We start from the raw sequence: 16,577 nt of genomic DNA, 5'->3' as shown, positions 1-16,577 counted from the left end.
AGGCTGTAGTCAGCTTCTGGCACCGGCTTAGCGACGCGAACGTACCAGTTGATATCTCCGTGTCAGATACTCAACCGGCGCACTCCAGATATGTACCAGCCGGGTGAACGGGAACAGTAAAAACAGTGTCATCCCCAGCACCAGGTGTATCCGGTAAATCACAGCAACACCTTCCAGACTGGCCGCTGCATTTCCCCGGAAGGTCACTACGGACTGTGCCCATGCGACCAGTTTCATCATCTCATTTCCGTTCATATGCTGTGCTGAGAAAAGAATCGTTATCAGCCCCAGACACGCCTGAATCAGCAATAAGCTGAGGATCAGAATATCGGCACGGGTCGAGGTGGCACGAATACGCGGATTATACAGCCGGCGTTTCAGCAACATACCACCACCCACTACGGTCATGACTCCGCAAATTCCTCCTGCCAGCATAGCCAGTTTCTGTTTGGCGGCAATCGACAGGAATGGCTCATATACCCAATGTGGGGTGAGCAGACCAAAAAGATGACCGAATAAAATACCAAGAATACCGATATGGAACAGATTCGAAGCCAGAGTCATGCCCTTTTTATCCAGCATCTGACTGGAAGATGCCCGCCAGCTGTACTGGCCATAATCATAACGAAGCCAGCTACCCGCCAGAAACACCGTACCACACAGGTAAGGGTATAGGTCGAACAGAAAAGTATTCAGCCAGTTCATCATTTGCGGCCTCCTGCGGATAAATCCAGATATTGTGGGGTCACCTGCTGACTGAATCGCTGTCGGTATTGCTGTTCAGCCGCCTGCTTACACGCCGGATCTTCGATAAATTTCACCTGTTCCTCCTCCCAAAGTGCATCCATTGCCTGTGGGGTATCATCACGGGATTCACCGGCAATCTTTTCCAGTACGCTGCTACTGCGCAACGGGCTATCAGCCAGGCTGAGTAGCGTGTCGAATAATACCCGGAATTCACTGTCACGCTGAGCCAGACGGCCACCGAGCAGCGCCAGAATTTCTGCTATATCCCGTAATCCCTGTCGGCCTTCTTCTTCAGGACAAAGCGATAAATACTCCAGATAGACGGGCAGGTAGTCAGGTAGCTCACGGCTGTCAGCCTCAAGACCGGCAGCCCTGTACTGTGCCAGCAGGTCGACCATCGCCTGACCCCGGTCACGGGATTCAGCATGGACATGTTCAAACAACAATAATGACGTGGCCCTGCCACGATCGAACGTCTCACACCACTGTTGTTGGCAGTCCAGCAGAGGTTTCTGCAGATAATTCCGGACAAACGGGTCGAGAACCGGGCAGTCGGTAGCCGTCAGTGCCATGATTTCATCCGCCGCCTCCCATAACGCCGGGGACGGGTATTCGAGCAGGACGGCAATCAGTTTTAACGGTGACATCACTGGTCTCCTGTTTTGCCGGACACATCAATAGCATCGATACGGCGACTGTTAAACAGGTTGAAATGTGAGTCGCTCCCGTGACAGCCATCGCCAAAACTAAAACCACAGCCGTTACGTTCCGGAAATGCGTCACGGGCCAGTTCACGGTGGCCGGAAGGCACGACAAATCGGTCTTCATAGTTGGCTATCGCCAGATAACGGTACATCTCTTCTGCCTGTTCGGCGGTCAGGCCGGTTTCCTCTAAGGCCCGGGTATCGGTAATCCCTTCAACGGTTTGGGCCCGTTTATAATGGCGCATTGCCATCATGCGTTTCAGTGCAGACAATACCGGCGCGGTGTCACCGGCCGTCAGCATATTGGCAAGATAACGCAGGGGGATTCGTAACTGTTCTACCGCCGGCAGCACGCCTTCAGACTCAAGCATTCCGGATTCGGCGGCAGACTGAAGCGGTGAGAGTGGCGGTACGTACCAGACCATTGGCAGAGTACGGTATTCCGGATGCAATGGCAGGGCCAGTTTCCATTCCATTGCCAGTTTCCAGACTGGCGAGTTTTGTGCCGCCTCCAGAACATTCTGCGGAATGCCCTGTTGCAAAGCTTCAGCAATCACCTGCGGGTCGTTCGGGTCGAGGAAAACCTCTGTCTGGTGCTGGTATAAGTTCTGTTCACCAGCGGTGCTGGCGGCTGACAGGATTTTATCTGCGTCATACAGAAGTACCCCGAGGTAACGAATGCGACCGACACAGGTTTCTGAACAGACGGTTGGCATACCCGCTTCGATACGCGGATAACAGAAAATGCATTTCTCAGATTTTCCGCTTTTCCAGTTGAAGTAGATTTTTTTATACGGACAGCCACTGATGCATAAACGCCAGCCACGGCAACGGTCCTGATCTATCAGGACGATACCGTCTTCCTCTCGCTTATATATTGCGCCGCTCGGACAGGTGGCTACACAAGCCGGATTGAGGCAGTGCTCACACAGCCTCGGCATATACATCATAAAGGTATGTTCGAATTCGCCGTAGATCTGCTTTTCCATCTGTGCAAAGTTCTGGTCGGCTGAACGTTTTTCGAACTCACCCCCCAGTATTTCTTCCCAGTTGGGCCCGGAGGTGATCTTATCCATTCGCTGGCCGCTGATAAGGGAGCGCGGGCGGGCAGTGGGCTGATGTTTACCCTGCGGTGCATTGTGCAGATGTTGATAATCAAAGGTAAAAGGTTCGTAGTAATCATCAATCCCCGGCACGACCGGGTTGGCGAAAATTTTACTCAGTACTCCGACTTTATTCCCCAGCCGGGGGGTAATGCGACCATTAATTTTACGAATCCAGCCACCCTGCCATTTCTCCTGATCCTCCCAGGCGGCGGGATAACCGATGCCAGGTTTACTTTCGACGTTATTGAACCAGGCATACTCCATACCTTCACGGCTGGTCCAGACGTTTTTGCAGGTCACAGAACAGGTATGACAGCCAATACATTTATCAAGGTTAAGCACCATGCCAACTTGGGAACGTATTTTCATTACTCCGCCTCCTGTATCTGGTCGCGGCCTTCATCATCCAGCCAACTGATATTTTTCATTTTTCGCACAATGATAAATTCGTCCCGGTTCGATCCGACGGTGCCGTAATAGTTGAATCCATAACACTGATGAACATAGCCACCAATCATATGGGTGGGTTTCGGGCTGATACGGGTCACCGAGTTATGGATGCCACCACGCATGCCGGTAACCTCTGAACCGGGAATATTGGTTATCCGCTCCTGGGCGTGATACATCATGGTCATCCCGGCAGGTACGCGCTGACTGACTACCGCCCGGGCCGTCAGAGCGCCGTTGCTGTTAAATGCTTCTATCCAGTCGTTATCCCGGATGCCCATTTCCCGTGCATCCTGTTCGCTCATCCAGACAATTGGCCCGCCACGTGACAGCGTCAGCATTAGCAGGTTTTCGCTGTAGGTAGAGTGAATTCCCCATTTCTGATGCGGTGTCAGAAAATTGAGTGTTTTTTCCGGATAACCATTTGACGGAATATGGCTGAGTTGTTCAACGCTGCGGGTATTGACCGGTGGCCGGTAGCTCACCAGACTTTCACCGAAAGCCCGCATCCACGGATGATCCTGATACAACTGCTGACGGCCGGTGAGCGTTCGCCATGGGATGAGTTCATGAACATTGGTATAACAGGCGTTGTAAGACACATGCTCATCTTCCAGCCCTGACCAGGTGGGGCTGGAAATGATTTTTCGCGGTTGTGCCTGAATGTCCCGGAAACGGATCTTTTCATCCTGTTTCGGCATGGCGAGATGGGTATGGTCGCGGCCGGTGATTTTTCCCAGCGCCTGCCAGGCTTTGACGGCCACCTGGCCATTGGTTTCCGGGGCCAGTGCGAGGATCATTTCAGCGGCATCAATCGCGGTGTTAAGTTGTGGCTGACCTTTTCCGGCTCCGGAATCACAACGATGGTTCAGTTGCCGCAGCAGTTCGACCTCTTTTTCGGTGTTCCAGCTGATACCTTTCCCGCCATTTCCCAGTTTTTCCAGTAACGGACCCACAGATCCAAAACGCTCACTGAGTGCCGGATAATCCCGCTCCACCACCATAATATGCGGGGCGTTTTTACCGGGTTGCAGTGCGCATTCGCCTTTATGCCACTGTTTCACCTCATAAGGCTGCGCAAGCTCGGCTGGCGAATCATGCTGAATGGGTAATAACACCACATCACTTTCTACCCCGAGATGCCCCGGGCAAAGTGCCGAAAATGTTTTAGCAATCCCTTTATAAATTTCCCAGTCACTGCGTGACTCCCAGACCGGATCAACAGCGGCAGAGAGAGGATGAATAAACGGATGCATGTCCGAAGTATTCATATCATCTTTCTCATACCAGGTGGCAGTCGGCAGGACAATGTCGGAAAACAGACAGGTACTGGACATCCTGAAGTCCAGGGTGACCAGCAGATCGAGTTTGCCTTCGCGGGCCTTCGTCTGCCAGTCGACTTCTTCGGGCGACATCCCGGGCCCGGCCACGGTTTCGCTGCCCTGGATACCGTGCTCAATACCCAGCAGATAGCGCAACATATATTCGTGCCCTTTGGCGGAGGAACCGAGCAGGTTGGAACGCCAGACAAACAGGTTACGCGGATGATTGCTGCCGCTATCCGGTTGTTCACTGGCAAAGCGCAGTTTTCCGTTTTGCAGCGCCTCCACGGTGTAATCTATCGGTGAAAGCCCGGCGGTTTTGGCAAGCTGTGCAATACTCAGCGGATTGGTATTCAGTTGTGGAGAAGAGGGCAGCCAGCCCATACGTTCGGCACGGACATTAAAATCGATGAGCTGACCGCTAAATTCATCGGGATTAGCCAGTGGCGATAACAATTCTTTGACGGTGAGCTTTTCATAGCGCCACTGTCCGGAATGATTATAGAAAAATGAGGTGCTGTTCATATGGCGTGGCGGGCGGGCCCAGTCCAGGGCAAAGGCCAGGGGTTGCCAGCCGGTCTGTGGGCGGAGTTTTTCCTGGCCCACATAATGGGCCCAGCCCCCGCCGGTTTGTCCGACACAGCCACAGAAAATCAGCATATTCATCAAACCACGGTAGTTCATATCCATGTGATACCAGTGGTTCATTCCCGCTCCGACGATAATCATCGAACGACCGTGTGTTTTATGGGCGGTATCAGCAAATTCCCGGGCGATACGGATAATCTGTTGGCGCGGAACACCACAAATCTGTTCTGCCCAGGCCGGGGTGCAGGCTTTCAGCTCATCATAGCTGGCCGCCGACTGTGCATCGTCAAATCCCCGCTCTACACCATAATTGGCCAGGGTCAGATCATACACACTGGCCACCTGGCCCTGACGGCCATCGGCCAGGGTGATCTGACGAACCGGCAGGGTATGAACCAGGATGGGTGACTGTTTTACATGGCGGAAATGTGGAGATTCATGACCGCCAAAATATGGGAAAGCCACCCCGCATAAATCATCGTAACCGTCAGCCATTGTCAGACGCAGTTCCTGCTCCTGACCGGCGGCCCGGGCTTCAAGATTCCATTTTCCCTGCTGTCCCCAGCGGAAACCGGCCGAACCGTTGGGAATAACCAGTTGCCCTTGCTGATTAAAGGCGACGGTTTTCCAGTCCGGATTATTGGTTTCCCCCAGGTTTTCCGGCAGATCGGCGGCACGTAGCAGCCGCCCGGGTCGGTAATAGCCTTCACTGGTGGATTCCAGTAACACCAGCATTGGCATGTCGGTATAGCGGCGACAGTAATTCAGGAAATAGTCACTGGGGTTAGTGATATGAAATTCTTTAAGGATCACATGGCCCATCGCCATTGCCAGTGCTGCATCGGTACCCTGTTTCGGTGCCAGCCAGTGGTCGCTAAGCTTGGCCACTTCGGCATAATCAGGGGTGATGGCCACTGTTTTGGTACCTTTGTACCGGACTTCAGTAAAGAAGTGAGCATCCGGGGTTCTTGTTTGCGGTACGTTTGAACCCCAGGCAATGATATACGCTGAGTTATACCAGTCTGCCGATTCCGGCACATCCGTCTGTTCACCCCAGGTCATCGGCGAGGCGGGAGGCAGATCGCAGTACCAGTCATAAAAGCTCAGGCAGGTACCTCCCATCAACGACAGATAACGGGTACCTGCGGCATAAGAGACCATTGACATGGCCGGAATGGGCGAAAAGCCAGCAACGCGGTCCGGGCCATAATTTTTAACGGTCCAGATATTGGCTGCGGCAATCAACTGATTCAGTTCGTTCCAGTCAGATCTGACAAAACCACCTCGTCCCCGGGCCTGTTTATAACTGGCTGATTTCACTTCATCGTTGACGATGCTGTCCCAGGCCATCACCGGATCACTATGCTGCTGTAATGCTTCGCGCCACAGCAGGATAAGTTGCTTACGTACCAGCGGATATTTGAGGCGGTTTGCACTATAGATGTACCAGGAGTAGCTGGCTCCTCGCGGACAACCCCGAGGTTCGTGGTTAGGTAAATCTGCGCGGGTACGCGGATAGTCTGTCTGCTGAGTTTCCCAGGTGACCAGACCATTTTTGACATAAATTTTCCAGCTACAGGACCCGGTACAGTTTACCCCATGGGTGGAACGGACGATTTTGTCATGCTGCCAGCGTTGCCGGTAACCGTCTTCCCAGTCACGGTTACTGTTCATTCTCTGGCCGTGATCCTGCGAAAATGTGCCTTCTTTCTGCTTAAAATAGCGGAGTTTATCCAGTAATTTGCTCATATTGCTCTCCCTACAAAACCTGATTTATCGCTGTTATTTTGTCAGACGCTGCTTATTCTCAACCCGTAAAGGGGGGAGTCATTAGCGGGCAGATTTTTTACGGCCGTAGACCAGCCCTGTTATCAGTAAACAGACGATGTAAAAGACCAGGAAAAGTTTCATCGCACCCACGGGGGAACCGGTGAGCGCCAGTGAGGTACCGAAGGCTTTCGGAATAAAGAAACCACCAAAGGCTCCGATAGCAGAGATAAAGCCGAGGGCCGAAGCGGTTTCCGTCACCGCAATCTGGCTGGCTTCGGCTTCGCTGGCACCCCCTGTCAGAGATTTACTGATGGTCAGACGGCGGAAGATCACCGCGATCATCTGGAAAGTCGAACCACTCCCCAGTCCGGCAGTCAGGAATAACCCCATAAATACACAGTAGAATGCATTAAAGTTACCTGAACCGGGAGTACCGTCAGGCAGAGTGACGAACAGTAATCCGCAGAAAATTACCATGAACAGGTAGTTGATAAATGTCACACGAACGCCACCAAATTTATCCGAGATAATCCCGCCGCAGGAACGGGCCAGAGCGCCGATAAACGGACCAAAAAAGGCCAGTTTCAGGATATCCACTCCCGGGAACTGGGTTTTAGCCAGCATCGCAAAACCGGCAGAAAAGCCAATAAACGAACCAAAAGTAGTCAGATACAGCAGGCTGAGCAGCCACATATGACCGCGTTTCAATACCGGTAACTGTTGAGCTACCGACATACGTGTCCCGGGAACGTCATTCATTCCCAACCACGCGGCTAGGGTGGCGATTAACAGCAGCGGTACCCAAATCCAGGCGGCATTCGACAGCCAGAAAACCGAACCATCCGGCAGCAGAGTGCCCTGGCCTGCCATCTGGCCAAACAGCGGCACTACCAGCACGATCGGGGCCGCCAGTTGCATCACGCTGACTCCCAGATTCCCCAGTCCACCATTAATCCCTAACGCGCTGCCCTGACGAGCTTTGGGAAAGAAAAAACTAATATTCCCCATGCTGGAGGCAAAATTGGCCCCGGCAAAACCACATAGCAGAGAAATAATAATAAAGGTGTGGTATCCGGTGGTGGGATCCTGAACGGCAATACCTAACCACAGGCAAGGAATAATCAGGATCAGGGTGGAAATGGCTGTCCATTTACGGCCGCCTATTAATGGCACCATAAAAGAGTAGGGTACCCGCAGAATAGCGCCTGAGAGTGCCGGTAATGCCGTGAGCATAAATAGTTGGTCGGTAGTAAAATTAAATCCGGCTTTATTCAGATTAATCGACACCGCGCTGAATAACATCCAGACGCAGAATGACAGTAATAATGCAAATACCGAAATCCACAGATTACGTTGTGCGATTTTTTTTCCGGATTTTTCCCAGAATTGCTGATTTTCCGGTTCCCATTGCTTCAGAAGCCCGGAACGATGATTGTTTAACGACATGGCCTGGTCCAGTGTTGTAGGTGGATAACATTACCTGCATCAGGTAATAAGAGTTTTAAAGGTGGTAAAATTCAGCAGTAATAAATGATTATCATTTTTAACTGCGGGTATATTTTTAATTATTAGTTACCAGTGAGTTAATTTTACCCTGAGTGACAGGGGGGCTGATTGATCCCGGACAGTATTTTGACGGGCACTATCAGTGACTAACTCTGTTTATTTTCTGCGTTATTAATTTTTTATTTTCCGCCAGGCCCGGATAATTCCCGGGGAATATCCCGGCGGGTGGACAATTCGCCAGCTCCGGTGATCAGCAGTTTTTACAGACTGCCGCCAAAGCTGGCGGAATCCCGGGTTTTCTGTCAGACAGATAAGCCATCATGATTGCCGCGCAATATAACCGGTTAACTTTCAGAAGGCGGGGTATCGCACTGCGCAATGATTCCGGTTGCCTGCAACTGTACTCTGCCATCGACCACCCGTACCGGGTAAGCCGCCACTGAAAATTTGCCATCTTCCAGACACCAGCCATCCCGCAGGCGGAAATGCTGCTTTTTCAGCGGGCTGGCAACCCACAACTCACCATTATGGTCGGCAATAATGCCGCGGCTAAGAACGCTGGCCTGAAAGAACGGGTCAATATTACTAATGGCAAACAGTGACAGCGCTTTCGCAGGGCGAAATACCGCAATTTGCTGATTTTCCAGCAGAGCGCAAACACCGGTGGCGGGCAGAATATCTTCCGCCAGGCAAATATCGGTCCAGTGGCTCATGACGGGTCCTCTTCATACGTTTGCGGAATACGTTCTTTGGGGGTTGCCGGACGATGCTGGTGGCCTTCCGGGACCATCTGTATCAACGGGTCACGTTGGCTGCTGTTGATGAAATGCCGGAAACGTAGTTGCATCTCCGGTTGCCGGACGGTTTGCTGCCATTCACACTGGTATTGCTGCCGGAGCAACTGCAACTCATCCTCTGACTGCTGTGCAATTTCCAGCTGATCATCAATGATGACGTGTTTCAGGTAATCAATACCGCCTTGCATATTGTCCAGCCACACCGAGGTGCGCTGTAATTTATCGGCAGTGCGCAGATAGAACATCATAAATCGGTCGATATAACGGATCAGCGTCTGCTGGTCGAGATCAGCCGCCAGCAGGTCCGCGTGCCGGGGTTTCATTCCGCCGTTACCACACACATACAGGTTCCAGCCTTTTTCGCTGGCAATCACACCAATATCCTTGCTCTGTGCTTCGGCACATTCACGGGTGCATCCTGAAACACCGAATTTCATTTTATGTGGGGTACGGATCCCTTTATACCGGTTCTCCAGTAATACTCCCAGACTGGTGCTGTCGCCGACACCGTAGCGACACCAGCGGCTCCCGACACAGGTTTTTGCCATACGCAGCGCCTTGGCATAGGCATGGCCGGTTTCAAAACCGGCTTCAGCCAACCTGTTCCAGATGGCAGGTAAGTCATCCTTTTGAACCCCGAACAGGGCTATTCGTTGAGAACCGGTGATTTTGCTGTACAAACTATATTCAGTGGCAATATCTCCCAGTACTCTCAGTTGTTGCGGCGTGATTTCCCCGCCGGCGGTGCGTGGGATCACTGAATAGCTGCCATCTTTCTGGATATTGGCGAGGAAATTGTCATTTGAATCCTGTAACGGAACCAGCGCTGGTTGCAGAATATATTCATTCCAGGCAGATGCCAGCAGGCTGGCCGCTGCGGGTTTACAAATTTCGCAGCCGTAACCTTGTCCGTGTTTCTCCAGTAATACGGAAAAAGTTTTTATCTCCCCGACACGGATCAGGTGAAACAGCTCCTGGCGTGAGTAGGGGAAGTGTTCACACAGATGGTTATTGATTTCTATCCCCTGGCGCGCCAGCTCACTGTTAAGTACCTGAGTCACCAAGGGGAGGCATCCTCCGCAGCCGGTCCCGGCATGAGTGGCGGCCTTGAGTGCTGAAATGGTGTGGCATCCCTGCTGAATGGCGTTAATTAACGCCCCTTTAGTGACATCAAAGCAGGAACATATCTGGGCGCTGTCGGGTAATTTATCGACCCCCATCACCGGTGCGGCGTTACCGGCCGTGATCGGCAGAATCAGTTGTTCAGGATTATCCGGCAAGTCGATATTATTGAGCATCAGTTGCAGCAAATCACCATAACTGCTGGTATCCCCCACCAGAACGGCGCCGAGCAGGCGACAGGGGGACTGGCTGACAATCAGGCGTTTGTAGACTTCTTTGCTCTCGTCCAGATAAACAAAACTCTGGCAACCCGGGGTCCGGCCATGAGCATCGCCAATGCCGCCGACATCGACACCCAGTAGCTTTAATTTGGCGCTCAGGTCCGCTCCGCTGAAGCTTTCCGACTGTCCTGACAGTTGTGCGGCGGTGACCCGTGCCATCCTGTAGCCCGGAGCAACCAACCCGTAAATATGCTGGTTCCAGCTGGCACATTCCCCAATGGCATAAATATCCGGATCGCTGGTCTGACAGTGATCATTAATCACAATGCCACCTCTGTCGGCAACCTCAAGTCCGCACTGACGGGCGAGCGCATCCTGCGGCCGGATTCCGGTTGAAAACACGATAAAATCGGTTTCCAACTGAGAGCCGTCGGCAAAACAGAGTGTTTTACGGGCTTGCTGGCCTTGCTGAATGATCTGCCGGGTATTTTTCCCGGTATGTACCCTGACCCCCATGCGTTCGATTTTTTTTCGCAGCAGTTCGCCGCCCTGGCGGTCGAGTTGCTCTGCCATCAGGACATCGGCAAATTCAACGACATGAGTTTCTATTCCCAGACTTTTCAGCGCGCCTGCCGCTTCCAGTCCCAGCAGTCCGCCACCGATAACGACTCCGCGCTTGCTGCGTAATGCACAGGTCTCAATAGCATTTAGATCGCCAATCGTCCGGTAGACAAAGCAATCTGCAGTATCATTACCCTCAATGGGGGGGATCCAGGGTCGGGAACCGGTGGCGATCACCAGTTTGTCATAAGTCACAATGCGCCCGAGCCCGGAGCTGACCTGTTTCCGCTGACGGTCGATATTTACAGCCCGCTCCCCGGTAAAGACCCGTACCTGATGTTTTTCGTAGAAGCCTTCCCGCACCAGAGATAAATCCTCAGCGGTATGATGTGAGAAATAAGAAGAGAGATGGACGCGGTCATAGGCAACCCGGGGTTCTTCACAGAACACCGTAATCTCCAGGGTGCCGGCTGGCTGTTTATCGATCAGTTCTTCAATCAGCCGATGCCCCACCATGCCGTTGCCGATTACACACAGTCTGATATTACTCATTATGGCCTCATCATCATCAGGGAGTATTGACTCTACGACAAGGCAGGGTGGGACATATTGATGCACATCAAATGCATCTTTTGTTGTTTCAGAAGACAGGATTCCGGATGAATACAGAGCAAACTCTGCGGCAATTCACCACCGAAAATCAGGATAATGCGCTGGCTGAGTCCTGTAGTTTGCGCAGAAAAATTGCGCGAAAACAGCCTGTTTATGGCCGTTATTACCCAAAGAGGTAAGAGAAATCTGTATTATCCGGAGTTGCCTTGTCAGGGTGAATGTTGGCTGCTAGGGTTGATTCACAAGCAAAAACAAGGAAAACCATGATGAAAAAGACATTAACTGCTGTAGCAATTTCTATGACTTTCTTCACAGCTCACGTATTTGCAGAAACCACCAGCCAGCAACTGCAGGAACAGACGCAGCATCTGAAAAATTCAGCGTCTGAAACCTCGGAGAAAGCCAAAGACCGGACTTCTGAAGCGGCCACTGAAGCCCAACACCGTTTGCAGGAAAAAAAACAGCAAGCTGTGAATAAGCTGAAAGGCGACAACAGTAAGAGTACTTCTCTGAAAGAAAAATCTCAGGAAACCTGGAATAAGACCAAAGAAGGTACTCAAAAAGGCTGGAACAAAACCAAAGAGACCACACATTCGGCAGTCAACAGCACCCAGGAAGGAGCGACTAAAGCGTGGAATAAAACCAAGGATGCTGCTGCAAGCGCGAAAAAATCGATTACCGATTAATCAGCACGGGTCCGGACTTCGGGTCCGGCCACCGGTTAGCGAAAACCCCCGGCCTGAGTGCCGGGGGTTTTTGTCTGTAACATTGCTGTAATCAGGAGCCGCAGGTTTTCCTCAGTGCAGGAATTCACCCACAGGCGGCAGAGATTATGGAAGATAGCGGCCATAGGTGGTCATCAGGCAGCGGGTGACACCGTTAGTCCAGCCAAAACCATCCTGCAGAGGATACTCTCCGCCACCGCCGGGTCTGGCCCGCTGGCCGCTGATATCATATTTTTCAACCAGCTTGTGATGCAGCGAATAGAAATGGTTCACCGTGGTTAACCAGTTAACCGCAATTTCTCTGGCCAGCCGGGTTTCGCCATAGGCATTCAGTCCTTCAATAGCCATCCATTGTAACGGAGCCCAGCCGTTGGGATTATCCCATTGTTCGCCACTGTCGACCATGGAGGATAACAACCCTCCGGAGGTCAGCAGCAGGTGACGCAGTTCAACCGCCATTCGCCGTGCTTGTTCCTGAGTCGCAAGCCCGGTAAACAGTGGAACCACTGCAGCGGCAGAGAAACTGCCGGCAATTTTATGGCGCCAGTTGTAGTCACGGTAGACACCAGAAGTATCATCCCACAGGAAGTGGTTCATCGCTTTGCGTCTCGCATCGGCTTTTTTCTGCCAGCTGCGGGAGGTCAGCAATTCTCCTTCCTCTTCTGCCAGCCGGACGATGGTGGTTTCCAGCTTGTAGAGGAAAGCATTCAAATCGACCGGAATATACTGAGTGGTACGAATGCTGGCTAAGCGTTTGGGGTCCCGCAGCCAGCGGGAAGAGTAGTCCCAGCCAGAGGCCGCTCCGGCACGCAGATCACGGTACACCTCACTGGCGGGTCGGCCGGACTGCTTTGCCGTGGCGACATCTTCGCGCCAGGATTCATCACGCGGGGTATCCCGGTCATCCCAGTAGCGGTTCAGAAAACTGCCGTCCGGCATTCTGACCACATGACGATGGGCCTGGTCCGGCAACAGCGCCCCGGCTCCATCCATCCAGTACTGATATTCACGAATGAGTTGCTGCAAATAGCGGGTACTGCCCGGCAAACCTGCCTGTTCAAACAGCTCGATCATCAGTGCAAATACCGGCGGTTGTGAACGACTCAGGTAGTAGGTCCGGTTGCCGTTAGGAATATGGCCATAAGTTTCTATCAGCCAGGCGAAGTTATCCGCCATATCCTGCAACAAGTCTTTCCGGTTGCTTTCCGCCAGCCCCAGCATAGTGAAGTAAGAATCCCAGTAATAGACTTCGCCAAAACGGCCCCCCGGCACTACATAGGGTTTCGGTAACGGTAACAGCGAAGAGAACGGCTGATGGTTGCCTGGTTCGCGAACCAGTACCGGCCAGAGCTCATCAATATGCTGACACAGGGGTTTATTGGGATCTTCATTATGATAAACATCACCCACAGGGGGGGGCGTAAAATATTGCCTGACAAAAGCATGCAGATCGAAGCGACGGTTTTCACGGCGCTGACGACGGTACTCGATCAGGATATCCAGCGGATCGCTGTTTGGAGAGCAGTCAGCGAAGGTTTTACTGTCTGCAAAGATCCGTGCTTTCTGAACATGCTCAAATAATTCCAGGTAGCGATCCGCAGGGGTCAGGGCATCGGCGGCCGGGAGACCGTCAATAAGTTCCGGTTCTGGCTCATAATCTTCCATACCTTCCAGAATCAACTCGTGCGGGTCGTTGTAATATTCTGCCTCGTCGCTTAGCTGAGTCTCTTGTTCCGGAATATGGTTCAGGGATGAAGTATTAATAACGACCTCCTCATCATCTTAGCCAAAAAATATTCATCACAGGGATTAAGTATAGACACCGTCGGATTCACCAACGGTATTGCAGTGTAAAGCCAGGCGGGTAAAACGTTGCAAAATGCAAGCACCGTGGAATACGGTGCCTGGAAAGGTAGATTATTTCAGGGAATCGGCAATCGTCTGGCTGAAAGGCGTTGTAGCCCGGCCAATCAGCTGACTCAGGGTTTTACTGTCGTCAAACAGCCCTCCCTGAGCGGCTCCTGCATCTGAATTCGCCAGCATCTCTGCCAGCCCGTCCGGTAATCCGGCTTGTTTTAATGCACCAGCAAATTCTTGCTGAGACAGATTGATATATTCGACTTTCTCACCGCTCTGACGGGCGATCTCGTCACTGAATTGTTGCAGCGTATAGGCATCGTCACCGGCCAGTTCGTAAACTTTTCCTGCCTGGTGGTCGGTAGTCATCACTTTAGCTGCGGCTTCTGCGTAATCCTGACGGGACGCCGAAGCGATGTTCCCCTCACCAGCAGCCCCAATAAAGGCATGATGAGTGAGTGCGGGACCGATACTGGCCGCATAGTTTTCGCTGTACCAGCCATTACGCAGCAGAGCGTAACCGATACCCGATTTCGCCAGCCTGGCCTCGGTGGCCCGGTGTTCGGTGGCCAGGCCCAATGGCGAAGTATCCGCATGCAACAGACTGGTATAGGCGATAAATTTGATCCGGGCCTGAATGGCTGCATCGATGACTGCTGCATGTTGTGCGTCACGTTTGCCCACTTCACTGGAGGAGATCAGCAGGAGTTTCTCTGCACCCAGCAGAGCCGGCAGCAGTGTTTCCGGACGGTTATAATCGGCTTCCCGCAAGGTCATACCGGCAGGTAATTTCTCTGCGGCACCGGCGGGATCGCGAACCAGCGCAATCAGCTCGCTGGCGGGCAGGGTTTTAAGCAGTTGTTGAATGACTTTACGGCCTAACTGGCCGGTAGCTCCGGTAATAGCAATCATATTATATTCTCCAGGTTGAAATCCGGTGACAGTGATTACTATAAAAACTAAACTTACTTTTAGTAAGTACTTACAAAAAGGTTAGTCTGAAAAATGTCAGGTAATTTACATCAAAAATATATCCGTGGTGAGTTGTTGAACGTGAACTGTTCATCCCGCCATATCCTGAAACGGCTCACCGGGCGCTGGAGTGTGCTGGTCATGCTGGCTTTGAAACAGGATGTTTTACGCTTTAGTGAATTGCGCAGAAAAATTGGCGGAGTCAGTGAACGTATGCTGTCCCAGACTCTGCGTCACATGGAACAGGATGGTTTTATCGCCCGTAAGGCCTATGATGTGGTTCCGCCGCATGTGGAATACTGGTTGACCCCCCTTGGTCATGAAGCGGAGCAGAAGCTTATCGGTCTGGCTGACTGGCTGGAAGATAATGTGCAGCGTATCCAACAAAATCGTGAAGAGTTTGATCAGCGCAGAGAGTAACCGAAGCCCTTAACCTTCAGGATAAGAAGATTTTGTGGTCACTGGAAAGATACATAAAATGCGCTTAACCACTGCCAGATTAAAATTATTTATCCATCTGTTTTTATTAAATTTATCTTGCGTTCCCCGGCGAAAATTGTCTCTGTATTCGACCTGCGGGTTATTTTTTTCTTGTGGTAAAGATATATCATAGATAGATTATCGTTCAGTAAATGAGAATCATTCCATAACTCTGTGGCCAGTCGGACCACAGACTGATAACAGTGAAACTGAGAGAAATTCTATGTCTGCATCATTATCATCAGGACGTGCATTACCAAAGCGGGTAAGAAATGAGTTACGTTTTCGACAACTGACAGTGAGTCAGAAGACGCTGGTTGCCGGGAAATTCTGGCGGGTTGAATTCACCAGCGAAGCACTGGCGGGTTACCACTCTCCGGGTTTTGATGATCACAGTAAGATCTTCTTCCCTGACCCACAGACCGGCAAACTGTTACTGCCACAGGTGACCGACGAAGGTATCGCCTGGCCAGACGGAGAACGCCCGTTATCACGTGACTACACGCCGCTATTTTTTGACGGGAAAACCCGTCTGACGCTGGATTTCTTCCGTCATGAGCACGGTGTTGCCAGCCAGTGGGCAGAACAGGCTCAGGCCGGGGATTCTCTGGCTATCGGCGGACCGCGTGGTTCAATGATTATCCCTGTCGATTATCGTGTCCAGCTGTTGGCATTTGACGAAAGCGGCCTGCCTGCGGTACAGCGCCGGTTAGCCGAAACTCAGGCCGAACGGCTAATATTACTGGCATTCACTGATGAAACACTGGTGAAAAATTATCTGCCGAACCTGCCGGCACAGGCTGAACTCACTTGTTTTGGCAGCGGGACTATGAACAGCGAAGGAATTGAGCGTTGCCGGCAGCAACTGGCGTCATTACAGCTCCCTGAAGATGACTATTTCATCTGGCTGACAGGAGAAGGAGAGGCGGTTAAAGTGCTCAACGACTACTTTATTGAACAACGCCGCTGCCACCCGGGACTGGTGCGTGGTGTGGCTTACTGGCACCGCAAAAGGTAACATTATCCCCTGTCTGAAACCG

The 16,577-nt window shown here is 51.9% G+C and carries 13 protein-coding genes; 4 read left to right on the top strand and 9 right to left on the bottom strand.

Annotated features, from left to right (window positions below):
- Positions 1–27: 27 nt before the first annotated feature.
- From narI to nirB, 7 genes are all read right to left on the bottom strand, one after another.
- Positions 28–705 carry a respiratory nitrate reductase subunit gamma gene (gene narI / locus B3Z23_RS00920; protein WP_294900457.1) on the bottom strand — a complete coding sequence of 226 codons (678 nt, stop codon included), beginning with the start codon at positions 703–705 and terminating at the stop codon, positions 28–30.
- On the bottom strand, positions 705–1,394 hold the full coding sequence (gene narJ / locus B3Z23_RS00915) for a nitrate reductase molybdenum cofactor assembly chaperone (RefSeq protein WP_294900272.1): 690 nt from the start codon (positions 1,392–1,394) through the stop codon (positions 705–707). The genes narI and narJ overlap by 1 nt, the downstream gene beginning before the upstream one ends.
- Entirely contained in the window at positions 1,394–2,926 is a 1,533-nt protein-coding gene (narH, locus tag B3Z23_RS00910) for a nitrate reductase subunit beta (protein WP_294900269.1), read from the bottom strand. Before narH ends, narJ begins: the two co-directional genes overlap by 1 nt.
- Positions 2,926–6,663, bottom strand: a complete 3,738-nt coding sequence (locus tag B3Z23_RS00905; protein WP_294900266.1) for a nitrate reductase subunit alpha — start codon at positions 6,661–6,663, stop codon at positions 2,926–2,928. The genes narH and B3Z23_RS00905 overlap by 1 nt, the downstream gene beginning before the upstream one ends.
- An 81-nt stretch (positions 6,664–6,744) precedes the next feature.
- On the bottom strand, positions 6,745–8,130 hold the full coding sequence (locus tag B3Z23_RS00900) for a NarK family nitrate/nitrite MFS transporter (RefSeq protein WP_294900263.1): 1,386 nt from the start codon (positions 8,128–8,130) through the stop codon (positions 6,745–6,747).
- 404 nt (positions 8,131–8,534) lie between these two features.
- The gene (gene nirD / locus B3Z23_RS00895) at positions 8,535–8,903 is read right to left on the bottom strand and encodes a nitrite reductase small subunit NirD (RefSeq protein ID WP_294900260.1); all 369 of its coding nucleotides are present in this window, start codon (positions 8,901–8,903) and stop codon (positions 8,535–8,537) included.
- Complete coding sequence (nirB, locus tag B3Z23_RS00890; protein ID WP_294900257.1) at positions 8,900–11,443, bottom strand: nitrite reductase large subunit NirB; 2,544 nt, start codon at positions 11,441–11,443, stop codon at positions 8,900–8,902. The genes nirD and nirB overlap by 4 nt, the downstream gene beginning before the upstream one ends.
- Before the next feature lie 107 nt (positions 11,444–11,550).
- On the opposite strand from nirB, the gene B3Z23_RS00885 reads away from it, so the two are divergent.
- Both B3Z23_RS00885 and B3Z23_RS00880 read left to right on the top strand, forming a co-directional pair.
- Positions 11,551–11,682: a hypothetical protein gene (locus tag B3Z23_RS00885; RefSeq protein ID WP_294900254.1), complete on the top strand. Its 132-nt coding sequence runs from the start codon at positions 11,551–11,553 to the stop codon at positions 11,680–11,682.
- A gap of 87 nt (positions 11,683–11,769) precedes the next feature.
- A complete protein-coding gene (locus B3Z23_RS00880) occupies positions 11,770–12,189 on the top strand; it encodes a hypothetical protein (protein ID WP_294900251.1) in 420 nt (139 codons plus the stop codon).
- 144 nt (positions 12,190–12,333) lie between these two features.
- Here the strand turns inward: B3Z23_RS00880 and treF are convergent, their stop codons facing one another.
- Together treF and B3Z23_RS00870 are read right to left on the bottom strand one after the other, a co-directional pair.
- Positions 12,334–13,992: an alpha,alpha-trehalase TreF gene (gene treF, locus B3Z23_RS00875; protein WP_414716444.1), complete on the bottom strand. Its 1,659-nt coding sequence runs from the start codon at positions 13,990–13,992 to the stop codon at positions 12,334–12,336.
- Positions 13,993–14,145: 153 nt separating this feature from the next.
- Positions 14,146–14,997 (bottom strand): SDR family oxidoreductase, encoded by an 852-nt coding sequence (locus B3Z23_RS00870; protein WP_294900248.1) that lies wholly within the window; start codon positions 14,995–14,997, stop codon positions 14,146–14,148.
- A gap of 93 nt (positions 14,998–15,090) precedes the next feature.
- Here B3Z23_RS00870 and B3Z23_RS00865 point away from each other — a divergent pair, with 93 nt between their 5' ends.
- A complete protein-coding gene (locus tag B3Z23_RS00865) occupies positions 15,091–15,477 on the top strand; it encodes a winged helix-turn-helix transcriptional regulator (RefSeq protein ID WP_294900245.1) in 387 nt (128 codons plus the stop codon).
- A gap of 283 nt (positions 15,478–15,760) precedes the next feature.
- Positions 15,761–16,555 (top strand): siderophore-interacting protein, encoded by a 795-nt coding sequence (locus B3Z23_RS00860; protein ID WP_294900242.1) that lies wholly within the window; start codon positions 15,761–15,763, stop codon positions 16,553–16,555.
- Positions 16,556–16,577 lie beyond the last annotated feature (22 nt).

The organism is Tatumella sp. UBA2305 (assembly GCF_002345795.1).
In the GTDB taxonomy this organism is placed as follows: domain Bacteria; phylum Pseudomonadota; class Gammaproteobacteria; order Enterobacterales; family Enterobacteriaceae; genus Tatumella; species Tatumella morbirosei.
Note: the sequence above shows the minus strand (reverse complement) of the source record. Positions and strands in the feature narration are given on the sequence as shown.